The following is a 17,428-nucleotide window of genomic DNA, read 5'->3' on the forward strand; positions in this document are numbered from 1 at the left end:
CAGGTCCGGTTGGTAACGTCCGCTGCGTGCCGACCTCCCCGTCCCTGGCCGCCGGGCCCGCGCCCGCCTCGCCGCCGCGCGCCGCCCGGGGGCGCCGGACCGACCTGATCGTGGTCCTGGCGGCGCTCGCTCTCGCCGTCTGGGTGACCAGTGGTCTGTGGCGCGACCCGAACGTCCGGACGATCACGGTGAACTCCAGCGACCAGGCGCTCTTCGAGTGGCTGCTGGCCTTCGGCGGGAACGCGATCACCCACGGGGAGAACCCGCTCTTCACCCATCTCATGAACGTGCCGGACGGCGTGAACCTCGCGGTCAACACGTCGATCACGGTCTACGCGGTGGTCTTCGCGCCGCTCACGTACCTCGTCGGCCCGCCCGTCACGTTCCTCGTGATCCTCACCCTGAACCTGGCCGCCACCGCGATCGCCTGGTACCTGCTGTTCTCCCGGCAGCTCGTCCGCAGCCGGGTGGCCGCCGCCGTGGGCGGGCTGTTCGTGGCCTACTCCCCCGGCATGGTCTCGCACGCCAACGCCCACCTGAACTGGACCGCCGGGTGGCTGGTGCCGCTGCTGATCTGGCGGCTGTTCGCGCTGCGCCGGCCCGCGCACTGGCTGCGCAACGGGATCGTGCTCGGTGTGCTCGTGGCGGTCGCGTTCTCGATCGCCGCCGAGGGGCTCTTCTTCACGGCCCTCGCGCTCGGCGTCTTCCTCGCCGTCTGGGCGGTGCACCCCGCCCGCCGGGCCGAGGCACGTGCGGCCCTGCCGACCTTCCTGCGCGGGCTCGGGGTGACCGCCGTGGTGGCCGGGGCCCTGCTCGCGTACCCGCTGTGGCTGCACTTCGCCGGCCCGCAGCGTTTCCACGGCACCGGCTTCGACCCGGTGATCCACTCCGAGGACATCGCGGCGTTCGGCGCGTACCCGCGCCGGTCCCTGGCCGGGCAGGCGGGGCTCGGCACGTCGCTGGCCCCCAACCCCACCGAGGAGAACTCCTTCTTCGGCGTGCCGTTGCTGATCTTCTCCGTGGTCTGCTTCGTGGCGCTGTGGCGACGCGCCGACGCGGGCCGCCGCGCCACCCTCTGGGCGCTGGGTGTCACCGCTGTCGTGTTCACCGTGCTGTCCTTCGGCCCGGTCGCCAAGGTCGACGGCCGGCACACCGACGTCCCCATGCCGTTCGACCTGCTCGGTCATCTGCCGGTCGTGAACGCCGCGCTGCCCGCGCGCCTCGCGCTCGTGGTCGCGCCGCTGATCGGGCTGGTGCTCGCGTACACGGTCGACCGGCTCCGGACCGACCCGCCGCGCCACCGCTCCACCGAGGCCGCCTGGGCGCTCGGCTTCGTGGTCGCCCTGCTGCCCCTCGTCCCCACCCCGCTGCTGACCCACGAGCGGGAGCCGATCCCCCGGTTCATCACCGCCGGCACCTGGCGGGACCACGTGTCACCGGGCGGCGTGCTCACGCCCCTGCCGGTGACCACGGACATCTACCCCGACGGCCAGCGCTGGCAGGCGTACGCCCTGTCCCACCGACAGGGCGAGTTCCGCATCCCGGCCGGCTTCTTCCTCGGGCCCGGCGGCCCCGACGGCCGGGGCCGGATCGGGCCCGTGCCGCGCACGTTCAGTGCCCTCATGGACCAGGCCGGCCGCACCGGCCTCGTGCCGATCGTCACCGACGGGACGCTGCGCGAGGTCCGGGCCGACCTCGCCTACTGGCGGGTCGAGGCCGTGGTGCTCCCCGACCGGGTGCACGGGGCGAAGTTCGACGTCGACGAGGAGACCATCCGGCGTACGGCGACCGCGCTGCTCGGCCCGCCCGAGCGCGTGGACGACGTCTGGCTCTGGCGCGTCCCACGCTCCTGACGGTCGGCGCGTGCGTGGCCCACGACGGCGACCCGGCCCGCCGCCGTCCGCCCCGGACGCGCACCGGTGAGGCGGCTCACGAGCGCCGCCGGGCCCCGTCGGGACTACGCTGAACGGCGTGAGCACGATGACCTCCGGCCTCACGGCCGTCCGCGCCGGTCTCCTCGACTACCAGGCCGCCTGGGACGAGCAGCGCCGGCTGCACGAGTCGGTGGTGGCCGGCGAGCGGGGCGGCACCGTCCTGCTGCTGGAGCACCCGAGCGTCTACACGGCCGGCAAGCGCACCGAGCCGTGGGACCGGCCGATGGACGGCACCCCGGTCGTCGACGTGGACCGGGGCGGCAAGATCACCTGGCACGGCCCGGGCCAGCTCGTCGGCTACCCGATCCTGCGGCTGCCCGACCCCGTCGACGTGGTGGCCTACGTCCGGCGCACCGAGCAGATGCTCATCGACGTCTGCGCCGAGTTCGGGCTGACCGCCGGCCGGGTCGAGGGGCGCAGCGGCGTCTGGGTGCCCGAGGACGACCGCGGCCCGGCCCGCAAGGTCGCCGCCATCGGCATCCGGGTTGCCCGCGGCGTCACCCTGCACGGGTTCTCCATCAACTGCGACTGCGACCTGACCTTCTTCGACCGGATCGTGCCGTGCGGCATCCGCGACGCCGGGGTCACCTCGCTCGCCGCCGAGCTGGGCCGCCCGGTCACCGTGGCCGACGTGCTGCCCGTCGTGGAGCGCCGCCTGCCCACCCTGACCGCCGTCGAGTCCTGAGCCGGATGCAGATCGACCTCGCCACCATCGTGGTCGCCGAGTACGACCCGGCGATCGCGTTCTTCACCGAGGTGCTCGGCTTCGAGCTGGTCGAGGACGAGCCGTCGCTCACCAACGACGGCCGCCCCAAGCGCTGGGTCGTGGTCCGCCCGCCCGGCGCGCAGACGGGCCTGCTCCTCGCCCGCGCCGACGGCAACCAGCAGGCCGCCGCCATCGGCAACCAGGTCGCCGGCCGGGTCGGCTTCTTCCTGCGGGTCGACGACTTCGACGCCACGTACCGCCGGATGGTGGCCGCCGACGTCGAGTTCGTCCGGCCGCCCCGCACCGAGCCGTACGGCCAGGTGGCCGTGTTCCGTGACATCGCCGGCAACCGCTGGGACCTGCTGGGTCCCGCCTGAGCGCGAAGGAGCCCCCCGTGACCGAGGCGCTGACGACGCAGCAGCAGATCGCCGCCGACCTCCAGGTGTCGCCGGTCTTCGACGCCCCGACCGAGATCGAGCGTCGGGTCGTCTTCCTCGCCGACCGGCTCGTCGACAGCGGGCTGTCGGCGCTGGTGCTCGGCATCAGCGGCGGCGTGGACTCCACCACCGCGGGCCGGCTCTGCCAGCTCGCGGTCGAACGGGCCCGCGACGCCGGCCACCCGGCCGTCTTCGTGGCCATGCGCCTGCCGTACGGGGTGCAGGCCGACGAGCACCACGCCCAGGCGGCCCTGGAGTTCATCCGCCCCGACCGGGTGCTCACCGTCGACATCAAGCCCGCGAGCGACGCGGCGCTGGACGCGCTGGTGGCCGGCGGGCTGACCTTCCGCGACGCCGCCCAGCAGGATTTCGTGCACGGCAACGTCAAGGCCCGCCAGCGCATGATCGCCCAGTACGCGGTGGCCGGCGCCCTGGGCGGTCTCGTGGTGGGCACCGACCACGCGGCCGAGGCGGTCACCGGCTTCTTCACGAAGCACGGCGACGGCGCGGCGGACGTCGTACCGCTCACCGGGCTCACGAAGCGGCGGGTGCGGGCCGTCGCCGCGGAGCTGGGCGCCCCGGCCGACCTGGTGGGCAAGGCGCCCACCGCCGACCTGGAGAGCCTCGCCCCGGGCAAGCTCGACGAGGACGCGCTCGGCCTCGCGTACGCGCACATCGACGAGTACCTCGAGGGCGGGAGCATCCCCGCGGAGGTGGAGGAGGCGCTCGTGGCCCGTTACCGCGCCACCGAGCACAAGCGCCGCCTCCCCGTCGCGCCGCCGCAGCGGGTCAGCCCGCCGGCTCACGCCGACCGCTGACGGCCGTCACGCGCCTTCCCGTCACGGCGTGAGGCGGTGCAGGTCCCGCGGAAAGGCGGTGACCTCGCGGACGTTGGCCGCGCCGGTCAGGCGGGCCACGAACCGCTCCAGGCCGATGGCGAACCCGCCGTGCGGCGGCATCCCGTGCCGGAACGCGTCCACGTAACCGGCGTACGGCTCGACCGGTTCGCCCCGCTGCGCCAGCGCGGCCAGGTAGTCGGCGTGCCGGTGCAGCCGCTGCCCGCCCGTGACCAGCTCCAACCCGCGGAAGAGCAGGTCGAAGCCGTTGCTGTAGCCGGGTCGGGCCGGGTCCGGGTGGGTGTAGAACGGGCGCTTCGCCATCGGGTAGCCGGTCACGAAGAGGAAGTCGGACCCGTGCTCCCGGCGCGCCCACCCACCCAGCGCACGCTCGTGCGCCGGGGCGAGGTCCGGCTCGTCGGCCGGCGCGCCCGCGATCTTCAGCGCCTCGGTGAAGTGCACGGCCGGGATCTCCGCTGGCACCTCCGGCGCCTCCACCCCGAGCGTCGCGAGCGCGTCGCCCGCCTTCTCGCCGACCGCGCCCAGCATCCCGGCCACCACGTCGCGCAGGACCCGCATCACGTCCCGGTGGTCGGCGACGAACCCCAGCTCCGCGTCGAGCGAGGTGTATTGCGCCAGGTGTCGTACCGTGTCGTGCGGCTCGGCCCGGAACACCGGCCCCACCTCGTACACCCGCTCGAAGACGCCCACCATGAGCTGCTTGTAGAACTGCGGCGACTGGGCCAGGTACGCGGGCCGGCCGAACCAGTCCAGCGCGAACACGCTCGCCCCTGACTCGGTGGACGACGCGACCACCTTCGGCGTGTGAATCTCGACGAAGTCCCGGGCCTCGAGGGTGGCCCGGAAGCCGGCCACGCTGGCCGCCGCGACGCGCAGCGCCGCCGACCGCAGCGGATGCCGCAACGCCACGGGCGCGTGGTCGAGCTGGGTGGGCAGGCTCGCGGTGAGCGCCGGCCGGTAGAGGTCGAACGGCGGCGGTGCGGCGGGCGGGCCGAGCAGGCGTACGACCGGAGCGGTCAGCTCGACCCCGGCGGGCGCCACGTCGTTACCGACCACGGTGCCCGTGACCTCGACGACGGTCTCCTCGGTGATCCTCTCTACCTGCGCGCGGACCGCCGGGTCGGTCACCACCACCTGGGACAGGCCGGCGGCGTCCCGCACGATCAGGAACGTGACCGCCTTGAGAAGCCGGCGGCGGTGCACCCAGCCGGCGATCCGGACGGTCTCGCCGACGTGGGTGGGGAGCTGACGGGAAAGGATGCGTTGCACGGCGTACCTCCTCGTTCGATCGCAACGCGATCCCGGGAGGTGCGGGCGAGCGGGTCCTCGCGGTGCCACCACACCTTCGCCCCCGCGCGAGCGGAGGCCTCGTTCGTCGCCCGTGACGTGGGCCAGCCGGCGGGCTCTACTGGGCGTGGACGCCGTTCTTCCCGCTGCTCAGGAGGGTCTTCACGGACCCGTCGCCAGACCGCCTCTCAGCACGTCGGCGGCTCTCTGCACTGGCGGGTCGGGCCGCTACTCGGCTCCGTCGTCGCAGTTGCCGGGAACCCTAGCAGGGATCGGCGGCCGTTGTGACGACATTCTTCGCCGGGCCGGTGTTAGGCGTCACAAGCCTCGAAGACGTGACGCCCGTCGCCCGACGTACATCGACAGCCGCCGTCGGGCGTAGGCTCGGTTTCGTGACGATCGAGCACTCCGCGCCGACGACCGGCCAGGCCGCGCGTACCGCGACGCCCGCCCCCGAGGGGCGGCGCATGCTGCGGATCGAGGCCCGCAACGCCGAGACGCCGATCGAGCGCAAGCCACCGTGGATCAAGGTCAAGGCCAAGATGGGGCCGGAGTACACCCAGCTGCGCGGGCTCGTCTCGCGGGAGGGGCTGCACACGGTCTGCCAGGAGGCCGGCTGCCCCAACATCTACGAATGCTGGGAGGACCGCGAGGCCACCTTCCTCATCGGCGGCGACCAGTGCACCCGCCGGTGCGACTTCTGCCAGATCGACACAGGCAAGCCGGCCGAGTTCGACGCCGACGAGCCCCGCCGCGTCGCCGAATCGGTGGTGTCGATGGGTCTGCGCTACGCCACGGTGACCGGCGTGGCCCGCGACGACCTGCCCGACGGCGGCGCCTGGCTGTACGCCGAGACGGTCCGGCAGATCCACGCGCTCCAGCCCGGCTGCGGCGTGGAACTGCTCATCCCCGACTTCAACGCCGTCCCCGAGCAGCTCGCCGAGGTGTTCGGCGCCCGCCCCGAGGTGCTCGCGCACAACGTCGAGACCGTGCCGCGGATCTTCAAGCGGATCCGGCCGGCGTTCCGCTACGAGCGGTCCCTCGACGTGATCCGGCAGGCCCGCGCCGACGGCCTCGTCACCAAGAGCAACCTCATCCTGGGCATGGGCGAAGAGCGCGCCGAGATCTCGCAGGCCCTGCGCGACCTGCACGAGGCCGGCTGCGAGCTGATCACCATCACCCAGTACCTGCGGCCCAGCCCCCGCCACCACCCCGTCGAGCGGTGGGTGAAGCCGGAGGAGTTCGTCGAGCTGCGCGAGGAGGCCGAGGAGATCGGCTTCGCGGGTGTGATGAGCGGGCCGCTCGTGCGCTCCTCGTACCGCGCCGGCCGCCTCTACCGGCAGGCCCTCGAGGCCCGCGACGGCAACCGGGTCGCCGCCGGCTGACCCGCCGCACCGTTGCGCCGTCCGCCGGCGGCCGGGTGCCATGATCGGTCGATGACCGTCGGCGTACGCCAGGAGCCCACCGGCGCGCCCCGCGCGCTGCCGGCCTCCACGCCTGCCCGGCTGGCCGTGGTGCTCACCGCGCTCGCCCTGCTGGCCGGGGTCGGCTACCGGCTCGCCCTGCTGCTCCAGGACGCGCCGCCCACGAACAGCGACGAGGCCACCATGGGGCTCGCCGCGCTGCACATCGCCCGCGGGCAGGAGTTCCCCGTCTGGTTCTACGGCCAGACCTACATGGGCACCCTCGAGGCGTACCTGGCCGCCCCGGTGCTCGCGCTCACCGGGCCGTCGGTGCTCGGCCTGCGCCTGCCGACGCTGGCGCTCTACGCGCTGTTCGTGCTGCTCGCCTGGCGGCTCACGCGGCGGCTCACCGGCGACCGCTGGTTCGCGCTGCTGGTCGTCGTGCTGCTCGCGTTCGGCTCGGACCGGATCGTCAAGAACCAGCTCATCGCCGGCGGCGGCTACCCGGAACTCAACCCGGTCGGCGCGGCGCTGGCCCTGCTCGCGTACGACCTGGCCGCCGGCCGGCCCGGCCGCCGGCTGCCCCGCTGGGCGGCGTGGGGGTTCCTCGCCGGGCTGATGCTCTGGGTCGACCCGCTGGTGCTGCCGTACGTGGCCGGCGCCGGCGCCGTCCTGCTCGGCTTCCGGTGGCGGGAGCTGCGCGGCCGGGCCGGAGCCGCGCTCGGGCTCGCGGCCCTGGTGGGCGCGGCGCCGCTGCTCGGGCACAGCCTGGCCACCGGACGCAACCCCCTCACGGCCGTGCTCGCGGCCGCGGGCGGCGGCGCGGCCGACCCCGCCGGCTGGGCGGACCGGCTGCACGGCGGCCTGCTGCTCGGGCCACCGCTGGGCATGGGCCTCTGCTCACCGAGCCACTGCGCGACCTGGCAGCTCTGGTGGGCGCTCGCCCTGCCGGTGCTGCTCGTCCTCGGCGCGCTGACCGCCTGGCGTACGCTGCGCGCCCCCGCCTCCGTCCCCTCCGCGCCCGCCGCCGTCCCCTCCCCGGCGACCGCCTGGCGTACGCCACCCGCCGCCGCCTCCGTCCCCTCCCCGGCACCCGACGCCCGCCGCGACGACCGGGTCGCGGGCGCGGTCAGGCTCGCGCTCGTGGCGGCCGCGGCGGGGACCCTGGCCGCGTACACGCTGAGCAGCGCGGCGGGGCGGACGCCGGTGGAAAGCTCCCGCTACCTGTCCGGCCTGCTCATCTCCCTGCCGGCACTGCTCTGGCCGCTGTGGCGGGCGGCCCGGGGTCTGCTCGACGGGCGCATGCCGGTGCTCGCCGCCGGTCGGCCCGACGGGCTCGTGCCGGGGCGCCCGGCCGGTCGGCCCGCCGCGGTCCTGGCGGTCGCCGTGCTCGCCGCGACCGTGGCGAGCGGCGGCTACGCGACGTACCGGGCGGCCGCCGCCGCCCCCGCCGCGCACGCCGCCGAGGCCCGGCACGCCGAACTGGTCGCCACGCTGCGGACGCTCGGCGTGCGGCACGTCTACGGCGGCTACTGGACCTGCAACCGGCTCACCTTCGCCAGCGGCGAGGACGTCGTGTGCGCCGTGGTCGACGACGACCTGAGCCCCGGTTTCGACCGGTACGCCCCGTACCGGCACGCCGTGACGGCTGCGGCGGCGCCCGCCTGGGTCGCGCCGACCGGCTCGCCGCTGGCCAACCGCCTGGACGACCGGATGCGCGCCGCCCCCGGCAGCCTCTACCTGGTCACCATCGACGGCTACCGCATCTACCTGCCCCGCGGCTGACCCGCTCGGTATTCCGGCGACCGGCCGCGGCACCTCCCGCTTCCGTCCGATCGACGTGAGGTACCCAGCCACCGGCCGCGGATCAACGGGAGCGCCGGCGACCACTAGACTCTGCGACATGGCAAAGCCCCAGGAGAAGGTCTCGTTCGGCCAGCGGCTGAAGCAGATCGGGATGGTGTTCCAGTTCACCGCCAAGCAGGACCGGTGGTTCGCGCCACTGACCGCCGCCGCGGTGCTGATCCCGCTCGCGCTCACCGTGGTCGCGGTGATCCTCTGGAGCTGGATCTGGTTGCCGATCGGCATCCTGTTCACGCTGCTCGCGGTGCTGATCGTGCTCAACCTGCGCTCCAACAAGGCGATGATGAACGCCGCCGAGGGGCAGCCGGGCGCGGCGGCGCAGATCATGGAAAGCATGCGGGGCGACTGGCGGGTGACCCCGGCGGTCAGCTCGACCACGCAGATGGACATGGTCCACCTGGTCGTCGGGCGGCCCGGCGTGATCCTGCTGGCTGAGGGGAACCCGCAGCGGGTGCGCGGCCTGCTCGGCCAGGAGAAGCGCCGGCTCGCCAAGGTCATCGGCTCCGCACCGCTGCACGACTTCGTGATCGGCCAGGGCGAGGACGAGCTGCCAATCCGCAAGCTGCGGATGACGCTCATGCGGCTGCCGCGCAGCCTCAACGGCAAGGACGTCAACGCGCTGGACAAGCGGCTCAAGGCGCTCAGCGCCCGGCCGCAGCTGCCCAAGGGCGCCATCCCCAAGAACATGCGGCCGCCGAAGGGCGCGTTCCGCCAGATGCGGGGCCGTTGACCCCGAGCCGTACGTGAAGGAGCCGGACCCTCGAAGGGTCCGGCTCCTTCACGTCCAGCCCCGCGCCCGCCATGCCTCGCGTCGTCGCCCCGATGCCCGACCCCTCTCACGAGCTGGTCCAGATCACACCGGCGGACACCGCGAATCCCCGGCAACCCGCCAAATCACGTCCCGCCGAAGCTTGATCGACACCGTTTCGCCGATGTGGCGGGGTCCCGCGCCTCGGGACCCCGCCATACCGCCGGAATGGAGTCGATCAAGGCCGAGCGCGGCCCCGGGACACGCGCCAACCCCGGTGGAGCATGATCCACTCGACTTCGTTGAAGTCGGGGTGTCACGACGCCGGGGACACCGCGAAATCAAGGAACACGAGTCGATCACCCCGCCGGCACACCCCGACTTCAACGGCGGCCGAGTCGATCATCTGCCCGTTGTCGGGCGGAAACGTGCGAGATGGCGGGCAGGGGCGTGGCGGCGCGGAGCACAGGCGGCGTGGCGGCGCAGGGCGTGGCGGCGCGGGGCAGCGCAGGGCAGGGCAGCGCAGGGCGGGGCAGCGCAGGGCGGGGCAGCGCAGGGCGGGGCGGCGCGGGGCGTGCCGGCGCGGGGCGTACCGGCGCGGCGGGCGGGCGTTACGCGGGGGTGATCGCGGAGCCGGTCAGGCGGTCCTGGAGGCCGCGGCGGTGCTCGTCCATGATCAGCGCGGGCACGACCAGCGCGACGAGCAGCCCGCGCAACAGGGCGCGCGCCAGCCCGATCCGGCCGCCGTCGAGCCAGGACAGGCAGCGGATGCGGGTGATGTACATGCCCGGGGTCTGGGCGAACAGGCCGAGGAAGAAGCCGTACTCGAGGATCAGCACGAGCACCGGCGCCCACCCGTCGGTGACGGGGTCGGCGAAGATCCTGGACGCCAGCAGGCAGAGCACCCAGTCGATGACCAGCGCCCCGAACCGCCGGCCCAGGCTCGGTGGCACGAAGGAAGGGTCGGTGGCGGGTGGCGCCGGGTGCCGGTCACGCTGATTGGTCACAGCGGTCAAGGGTATCCATCAGGGCTCGCGGGCCTTCGGGCCGGCCACGCCCGGGTGGGCCGATGCGGATAGGCCGACGCCGCCAGGGTCCACGCCAACTCGGACGAACCGCAATATTCCTCATTACAATGGCACAGGCCGACGCCGTGGCCGCGCCGGCCGGGAGTGCACGACCAGCATCGATGACACTCCGCGAGCGACGTAACACGGCAGAAACACTCAAGACACGGCCGGGCAACCGCCCGGCCATAGCGTCGCCAGAAGCCTAGCCACCGAGTGGACGTGCCAGGAGGACGTGTGTTCGCCAACCACGAGGAACTGCTGCGATACCTCAAGAACGAGGACGTGAAGTTCGTCGACGTACGTTTCTGTGACCTGCCCGGCGTGATGCAGCACTTCAACCTGCCGGTCGAGTCGGTCGACGACGACCTCTTCACCGACGGCCTCGCGTTCGACGGCTCGTCGATCCGTGGCTTCCAGGCGATCCACGAGTCGGACATGCTCCTGCTCCCGGACGTCGCCACCGCCTTCATCGACCCGTTCCGCGCGCAGAAGACGCTCGCGCTGAACTTCTTCATCCACGACCCGTTCACCCGGGAGCTCTACACCCGGGACCCCCGCAACGTGGCGAAGAAGGCCGAGGCCTACCTGGAGGCCAGCGGCATCGCCGACACCGCGTACTTCGGGGCCGAGGCGGAGTTCTACATCTTCGACTCGATCCGGCACGAGACCTCGGCGCACCAGTCGTTCTACTACATCGACTCGATCGAGGGCGCCTGGAACACCGGCCGTGAGGAGGAGGGCGGCAACCGCGGTTACAAGACCGCGTACAAGGGCGGCTACTTCCCCGTGCCACCGGTCGACCACTACGCCGACCTGCGCGACAAGATCGTGCGCCGGCTCGTCGACAGCGGCTTCACGGTGGAGCGCTCGCACCACGAGGTGGGCACCGCCGGCCAGTCCGAGATCAATTACAAGTTCTCGACCCTGCTGCACGCCGCCGACCAGCTCCAGCTCTTCAAGTACATCGTGAAGAACGAGGCCTGGGCCAACGGCAAGACGGCCACCTTCATGCCGAAGCCGCTCTTCGGCGACAACGGCTCCGGCATGCACACCCACCAGAGCCTCTGGCTCAACGGCGAGCCGCTGTTCTACGACGAGACCGGTTACGCGGGCCTCTCCGACACCGCCCGCTGGTACATCGGCGGCCTCCTGCACCACGCTCCGTCGTTGCTGGCCTTCACCAACCCGACGGTCAACTCGTACCGCCGCCTGGTGCCGGGCTTCGAGGCGCCGGTCAACCTCGTCTACTCGCAGCGCAACCGCTCCGCCTGCACCCGCATCCCGGTGACCGGCAGCAACCCGAAGGCGAAGCGGGTGGAGTTCCGCGTGCCCGACCCGTCGGCCAACGTCTACCTCGCCTTCTCGGCGATGCTGATGGCCGGCCTCGACGGCATCCGCAACAAGATCGAGCCGCCGCCGCCGATCGACAAGGACCTGTACGACCTGCCGCCGGAGGAGTGGGGCGACGTCAAGCAGGTGCCGGGCTCGCTACCGGCGGTGCTCGACCGGCTCGAGCAGGACCACGACTACCTGCTCGAGGGCGGCGTCTTCACACCGGACCTGGTCAGCACGTGGATCGAGTGGAAGCGGGCCAACGAGGTGGACCCGATCCGCCTCCGCCCGACCCCGCACGAGTTCGCGCTCTACTTCGACTGCTGAGCCTGATCAAGGCGCTGACCTGGACCAACAGGATCACCACTGATCTTGGGCCCAGGTTGGGTACAACCTCACGGACGGCGGTCATGTCCGGCTCACAGCCGGCGTGGCCGCCGTTTCGTGTTGACCGAGCGCGCCGTCAATGAGCAGCCGGGTCCGGTCGAGCACGCCCGGCCGATTTGTGGACGTAGGTCTTCAGCCTGACGGTCGGTGTGCTGTGCCCAAGCGAGAGCTGCGCGTGGATTGCCGCCGTGAGAACTTTCCATACGCCTTCAAGGGCGGCCTTCGGCCGCCGCGCGAGCCACTTCGCCGGCCGTCCGCGCCTTGCCGCTTCGCTCCCGGCGCGGGCTGCGGTGGCCACCGCGAGCCCGGCGGACACGCCGAAGCCTCGGAGCTCCATCGCTGGAGTTCCGAGGCATGAGGTCGCTGGCTGCTATCGAAGCTCGTAGGTGAACCGGTCGCTCCAGCCGAACCGTTCGTCCTGCTCGACGACGCGGTCCAGCACCTCACGGATGCGGTCGAACTGCGCCGCGCCGAGCTGGCGTCGGCTGACACTCGCGTCGTGCCAGAGGAGTTGCACCGGTCGTTCGATGTCGATGGAGAGTCGATCCCAGAGGGCGGCAAGGTTGCGTCCGTAGTAGGGGCCGAAGTCGAGCTGGCTCTCCAAGATTCGGTGGAAGTCCTGTTCCGACCGCACATCCGCCCCATGAACCTCGACTAGCATCCCGCCCCCATCGCCTTCGCAATGTGCCTCATTATCGGGGCAACGACACTCGCCGAACGGTGCTCCCGTGCGTGCTGGGTCGGGATCCCGTGAATGCCTCCGGCGGGTAGGGCCTCCGGCCCTACGACCCGGGAGTGGCCTCCGGCGGCCGGGGCACGCCACTCCCCCAGGTCAGCCGCCACGCGCGGTTAGTTCGCCCTCTACTTCGACTGCTGACCGCACGTTCCACCGGCCGGGCCGGCTCCGCTAACACGCGGGGCCGGCCCGGCGCGTGTAACGCCCCCCGATATACCTTCGCATCCGATATATTGAGCGGGTGGACACACCGCTGCGCGAACCCACCTTCCTCATCCTCACCGCGCTCGCCGCCGAGCCGATGCACGGCTACGGCCTGATCGGCGAGGTGGCCGCTCTCTCCGACGGCCGCGTCTCGCTGCGCCCCGGGACGCTCTACGGGGCGCTCGACCGGCTGGTCGACGCCGGCCTGGTGGCCGTCGACCGGGAGGAGGTGGTGGACGGCCGGCTGCGCCGCTACTACCGCCTCTCGCCGGCCGGTGACGCCACCCTCACGGCCGAGACGGAGCGGCTGCGCCGCAACGTCGAGGCGGCCACCGCCCGGCTGCGGGAGCGCGCCCGCGCCACCCGGCCCGCCACCCCGCGAGTGGCCGGAGGGCTGGCATGACCGACCTGGAGCGACGCTACCTGCGACTGCTGCGCGCGTACCCCGCCGACTACCGCCGCTCCCGGGGCGCGGAGATCGTCGGCACGTACCTCGACCTGGCCGCGCCGGGCCGCCGCTGGCCGTCGGCCGCGGACGCCGCGGACCTCCTGCGCGGCGGCCTCCGCCAGCGGCTGCGGGCAGCCGGCGCCACCGACCTGGTCCCGGGCGTACGCCTCGCCGCCGTCCTCGCGTTCCTCACCGCCACCACACTCGCGGGTGCCTGGTCGATGCTGGAGCTTCGTCCGCCGCCCGCCGTGTTCGACGTGCCCAGCGCCGGACCGTTCGTCTCGCTCGGCATCGGGGCGTGGATCGCCTGGCTGCTCGCCGCAGTGGTGTACGCCCTGGCTCCCGGTCGGTGGGCCCGCCGTGCCGTCGCGCTCGCCCTGCTCCTCACCCTCGGCCTCGTTCCCGCCGCCCCACTGGTCGGCCTGCCACGCCCGCCGCTGTTCGTCCTGCTGCCGCAGATCGCGTTGGGCCTGGTCGCGCTCGGCCTACCGGACGCACTGCCGGCGCCGCTGCGGGCAGCGCCACTGATCGCCGTGGGCGTCGTCGCCCTCGCGCGGACCCACGTTCACCTGCTGTCCCCGGCCGTCTTCGGCAGTACCTACTACGTCTCGTCGGCGGTGCCGGTGCTGCCGGATGCCGCCGTCGCGCTGCTCGCGGTGGCGGTGCTGCTCGCGGCCGGGCTCGCCCTGCGCGCCGACTCCCGGGGCGTCTGGGCGGCGCTGATCCTGCTCACCCCCATCGGCCTGCTCGCGCTGCAGCCGCTGGCCGGGGCGATCGACGGGGCCGGGGACACCGTCGCGGTCTGGTCCGAGCTCGCCGCGACGGCCGTCGTCATCGGGGTGGTCGGCCCCGCGCTGCTGCCACTGGCGCTCGCCCTGCGCCGCCGCCCGACCCGCCCAACCGCCCTCACCCCCCGCTGACCCCGCCGACCCCACCTTGATCATGAGGTTTGCGGCGATATCGATCTCGGATCACGCCGCAAACCTCATGATCAACCGACCGGAGGGCAGGGGCGGCGGAGAGCAGGGGTCAGGGGGTGGGGGCGGGGGCGCGGGCTGCGCGCCGGCGGCGGGTCAGGGTCACGGTCAGGACGATCACGAGGGTCAGGACCAGGGCGGTCATCGCGAGCGCGCCGGGGGCCTTCGTGAACCGGGCCAGGTTGGTGCCGTCCGGCAGCGTCAGGAAGCACGCCACCGCGCTGGGCAGCACGAACCAGGTGGTCCGGGCCGCGGTGACGGCCAGCAGGGCCAACGGCCAGGTGGCGTACCAGGGGTGGAAGACCGGGGCCAGCACCACCGTAGCGGCCAGTGCGAGCCCGGCGGCGCGCAGCGTCACGCGCGGGCGGCCGGCAGCCAGCCGCGCCACCCGCTGCCGGACGTCACCCAGCCCGCGCAGCGTCGTCCACGCCCGCCACCACAGCACCACGACCAGCAGGGCGAGCAGCGCCAGCGCCACGGCCCGGGCCACCGGCACGGCGTCCGGGTCCCGGCCGGCGAGCGCCCCGGCGTAGTCGATGACGAAGCCGACGGCCGTGGGCGGCGAAGTCCACTGGGCGGAGTCTCCGCTGCGGCTGAGCCCGCCGATCCAGCCGGGCCCGAGACCGGACAGGAGCGAGCCACCGACCAGCGCGGCGAGCACCCCGGCGGCCAGCCAGGCGCCGTCACGCAGCATCCCGCGTACGGTGTACCGGCCGTGGACCGCCGTGAGCGCGGCGAACGGGAGCACCACCACGGCGGTCGCCTTCACGGCCACGGCGAGCCCGAGCAGCACCCCGGCGACCAGCAGCGCGCCGGGCCGCCCGGGAAGGCGGACGAGCACGAGCAGCCCGAGCAGGAGCAGGCCGAGCATGACCGCGTCGTTGTGCGCGCCGGCCAGCAGGTGCACGCCGACCAGCGGGCAGGCCAGCAGCAGCCACGCCGCCCGGCGGGTGGGCACGCCGGCCGCGCGGGCAAGCCCGGGCAGGCAGAGCGCGGCGAGCAGCGTCCCGGCCAGCGCGAACAGCCGCAGCAGCACGATCGTGCCGGTGAGGCCGCCGCCGGCCACCGCGGCGAGGGCCGCCAGCAGCACGAAGGTCGGCCCGTACGGCGCCGGGGTGTCCCGCCAGATCGGCGCCACCGAGTCGAGCCACGGGCAGCCTGCCTCGGCCACCCCGGTGGCGTACGGGTCGACGCCGTGCGCGTACGCCCAGCCCTGGCAGGCGTACGAGTAGACGTCCCGGCTGCCCATGGGCGCGGTGACCAGCAGCGGCAGGGCCCACAGCCCGGCCGTGCGGTACGCCCAGCCCGTCGACGGCGCTCCCCGGCGCAGCGACCACCAGGCGCCGACCAGCAGGGCGGTGCCGACGAGCCACACCCCGGTCACGAGCGGCCCGTTCCGCCCCTGCCAGATGGTGGCCGGTGTGGCGCCCAGCGGCGCGGACGGCAGCGCGCCACCGAGGTATCCGGCCACCGCGAGCAGCACCGCGCCGGCCAGGCCGGCGTACCGGGCACGGGCGGCCGGGGCCCGGCCCGGCTCGCCGCGGCGCAGGCGCGGCCGAGGCGAGCCAGGCACGCCGCCGCGCGGAGCTGACGGGGCGCCGGCTCCGGCCACCGGCGCACCCTCCTCAGGTCGCGGCGACCGGCCGGCGGGCCGCCCGAGCCGACCGTACCAAGCGGACGACCACCACGATCACGAACAGCGTCATGAGCGGCGCACCGACCGTCTTCGTGTAGCGGGGCAGGCCGGTGCCGTCGGGCAGCACCAGGAACGCCGAGACCAGCGCCACCACGGCGAACCAGCCGGTGCGGTGCCGGGAGGTGGCCGCGAGGACGGCCAGCGGCCAGGTCCAGTACCAGGGGTGGAACAGCGGGGCCAGCGCGACCGTGGCGGTCAGCGCCAGCCCGGCGTGCCAGAGGGGGTCGCGGGTGCGGGCCCGCCACCACAGCCAGACGAGCAGGATCGCGAGCGCCGCCATGCCGATGCCCCGGGTGACCGGCAGCGGGTCGCCGTGCCAGCCGAAGGGCAGCGCCAGGTAGGCCACGGTCTGGCCGACCGCGGTGGACGGCGAGGTCCAGGCGACCACCAGGTTGCCCTGTTCCAGGCCGCTGATCCAGCCGAAGTCGAGCCCCGCCGCGAACGTCGCCCCCACGACCGTGGCCACCGCGCCGCCGACCACCCAGCCGCCGTCGCGCAGCAACGCCCGGATCGAGTACCCGCCGACGATGGCCGCGAGCGCCGCGAACGGCACGACCACCAGCGCCGTGGCCTTGATCCCGCCGGCCAGGCCGAGCAGGACGCCGCCGGCGAGCAGCGGGCCGGCGCGGCCCGGCCGGACGGCGACCACCGCGAGGCCGGCGACGAGCAGCCCCACCATCATGGCGTCGTTGTGGGCGCCGGAGATCAGGTGTACGCCGATGAGCGGGCTGCCGAGCGCCAGCCAGACGGCCCGCCCGGCGGGTACGCCGCAGCGCCGGGCCAGCACCGGAAGGCAGACGGCCGCCAGCGCGACGCCGGCCAGGGCGAGCAGCCGGAACAGCACGATGCTCCCCACGAGGGACCCGGTCGCCGTGACGACGGCACCGGCCAGCATCACGAAGAGCGGCCCGTACGGCGCCGGGGTGTCCCGCCAGATGTAGGACATGCTGTCGAGCCAGGGGCAGGGCAGCGCGGAGACGCCCTGCTCGTACGGGTTGATACCGGCGGCGTAGCTGGCGCCCTGGCACGCGTACGCGTAGACGTCGCGGCTGCCCATCGGCGGCGTCACGAGCAGCGGCAGGAGCCAGAGGCCCACGGTGACCAGCGCCCAGCGGGTCGACGGCACCCCGTCGCGCAGCGACCACCAGGCGTACGCCATGGCGGCGGTGCCGACCACCCAGCCGACGAGGATCACGGGACCGTACGGGCCCTGCCAGATGCTGAGCGGGGTGGGGCGCAGGTCGCCGTGGGGCGTCGCGCCGCCGAGGAACCCGGCGACGGCGAGCAGCGTCGCACCGGCCAGGCCGGTCCAGCGCGCGAGGTGGGAAGGCACCCGGACATGC

General features: G+C 73.7%; 15 protein-coding genes. 10 read left to right on the forward strand and 5 right to left on the reverse strand.

Annotated elements, in window-relative coordinates:
• Positions 1–26 precede the first annotated feature (26 nt).
• The 4 genes from ACSNOA_RS24685 (at position 27) to nadE (ending at position 3,895) form a co-directional block, all read left to right on the forward strand.
• Positions 27–1,853, forward strand: coding sequence for a DUF2079 domain-containing protein (locus ACSNOA_RS24685; protein ID WP_436661817.1), 1,827 nt, complete (start codon positions 27–29; stop codon positions 1,851–1,853).
• Between the two features lie 127 nt (positions 1,854–1,980).
• Complete coding sequence (gene lipB, locus ACSNOA_RS24690; RefSeq protein WP_436662440.1) at positions 1,981–2,619, forward strand: lipoyl(octanoyl) transferase LipB; 639 nt, start codon at positions 1,981–1,983, stop codon at positions 2,617–2,619.
• Between the two features lie 5 nt (positions 2,620–2,624).
• Positions 2,625–3,017, forward strand: a complete 393-nt coding sequence (locus tag ACSNOA_RS24695) for a VOC family protein (protein ID WP_436661818.1) — start codon at positions 2,625–2,627, stop codon at positions 3,015–3,017.
• 17 nt (positions 3,018–3,034) lie between these two features.
• Positions 3,035–3,895, forward strand: a complete 861-nt coding sequence (gene nadE, locus ACSNOA_RS24700) for an ammonia-dependent NAD(+) synthetase (RefSeq protein ID WP_436661819.1) — start codon at positions 3,035–3,037, stop codon at positions 3,893–3,895.
• A 21-nt stretch (positions 3,896–3,916) separates the two neighbouring features.
• On the opposite strand, the gene aspS is transcribed toward nadE, so the two are convergent.
• Complete coding sequence (gene aspS, locus ACSNOA_RS24705; protein WP_436661821.1) at positions 3,917–5,203, reverse strand: aspartate--tRNA(Asn) ligase; 1,287 nt, start codon at positions 5,201–5,203, stop codon at positions 3,917–3,919.
• A 353-nt stretch (positions 5,204–5,556) separates the two neighbouring features.
• On the opposite strand from aspS, the gene lipA reads away from it, so the two are divergent.
• From lipA to ACSNOA_RS24720, 3 genes are all read left to right on the forward strand, one after another.
• A complete protein-coding gene (gene lipA, locus ACSNOA_RS24710) occupies positions 5,557–6,606 on the forward strand; it encodes a lipoyl synthase (protein ID WP_436661823.1) in 1,050 nt (349 codons plus the stop codon).
• Between the two features lie 51 nt (positions 6,607–6,657).
• Positions 6,658–8,409 (forward strand): hypothetical protein, encoded by a 1,752-nt coding sequence (locus ACSNOA_RS24715; RefSeq protein ID WP_436661824.1) that lies wholly within the window; start codon positions 6,658–6,660, stop codon positions 8,407–8,409.
• A gap of 118 nt (positions 8,410–8,527) precedes the next feature.
• Positions 8,528–9,217 (forward strand): DUF4191 domain-containing protein, encoded by a 690-nt coding sequence (locus ACSNOA_RS24720; RefSeq protein ID WP_436661826.1) that lies wholly within the window; start codon positions 8,528–8,530, stop codon positions 9,215–9,217.
• 629 nt (positions 9,218–9,846) lie between these two features.
• Here ACSNOA_RS24720 and ACSNOA_RS24725 read toward each other — a convergent pair.
• Positions 9,847–10,251, reverse strand: a complete 405-nt coding sequence (locus tag ACSNOA_RS24725; RefSeq protein ID WP_436661828.1) for an RDD family protein — start codon at positions 10,249–10,251, stop codon at positions 9,847–9,849.
• Between the two features lie 288 nt (positions 10,252–10,539).
• Between ACSNOA_RS24725 and glnA the strand changes: the two genes are divergently transcribed.
• Positions 10,540–11,964, forward strand: a complete 1,425-nt coding sequence (gene glnA, locus ACSNOA_RS24730; RefSeq protein WP_436661829.1) for a type I glutamate--ammonia ligase — start codon at positions 10,540–10,542, stop codon at positions 11,962–11,964.
• Between the two features lie 430 nt (positions 11,965–12,394).
• Here the strand turns inward: glnA and ACSNOA_RS24735 are convergent, their stop codons facing one another.
• Complete coding sequence (locus ACSNOA_RS24735; protein WP_436661831.1) at positions 12,395–12,685, reverse strand: barstar family protein; 291 nt, start codon at positions 12,683–12,685, stop codon at positions 12,395–12,397.
• Between the two features lie 316 nt (positions 12,686–13,001).
• Here ACSNOA_RS24735 and ACSNOA_RS24740 point away from each other — a divergent pair, with 316 nt between their 5' ends.
• Together ACSNOA_RS24740 and ACSNOA_RS24745 are read left to right on the forward strand one after the other, a co-directional pair.
• Positions 13,002–13,367 carry a PadR family transcriptional regulator gene (locus ACSNOA_RS24740; RefSeq protein WP_436661833.1) on the forward strand — a complete coding sequence of 122 codons (366 nt, stop codon included), beginning with the start codon at positions 13,002–13,004 and terminating at the stop codon, positions 13,365–13,367.
• Positions 13,364–14,332 carry a hypothetical protein gene (locus ACSNOA_RS24745; RefSeq protein ID WP_436661834.1) on the forward strand — a complete coding sequence of 323 codons (969 nt, stop codon included), beginning with the start codon at positions 13,364–13,366 and terminating at the stop codon, positions 14,330–14,332. The genes ACSNOA_RS24740 and ACSNOA_RS24745 overlap by 4 nt, the downstream gene beginning before the upstream one ends.
• A 109-nt stretch (positions 14,333–14,441) precedes the next feature.
• Here ACSNOA_RS24745 and mptB (ACSNOA_RS24750) read toward each other — a convergent pair whose 3' ends face one another.
• Together mptB (ACSNOA_RS24750) and mptB (ACSNOA_RS24755) are read right to left on the reverse strand one after the other, a co-directional pair.
• A complete protein-coding gene (gene mptB / locus ACSNOA_RS24750; protein ID WP_436661835.1) occupies positions 14,442–15,962 on the reverse strand; it encodes a polyprenol phosphomannose-dependent alpha 1,6 mannosyltransferase MptB in 1,521 nt (506 codons plus the stop codon).
• Between the two features lie 52 nt (positions 15,963–16,014).
• Positions 16,015–17,418 carry a polyprenol phosphomannose-dependent alpha 1,6 mannosyltransferase MptB gene (mptB, locus tag ACSNOA_RS24755; RefSeq protein WP_436661837.1) on the reverse strand — a complete coding sequence of 468 codons (1,404 nt, stop codon included), beginning with the start codon at positions 17,416–17,418 and terminating at the stop codon, positions 16,015–16,017.
• Between the last annotated feature and the right edge of the window lie 10 nt (positions 17,419–17,428).

Origin of the sequence: Micromonospora sp. URMC 103, from assembly GCF_051386435.1 — a bacterium.
Taxonomy (GTDB): Bacteria; Actinomycetota; Actinomycetes; order Mycobacteriales; family Micromonosporaceae; genus Micromonospora.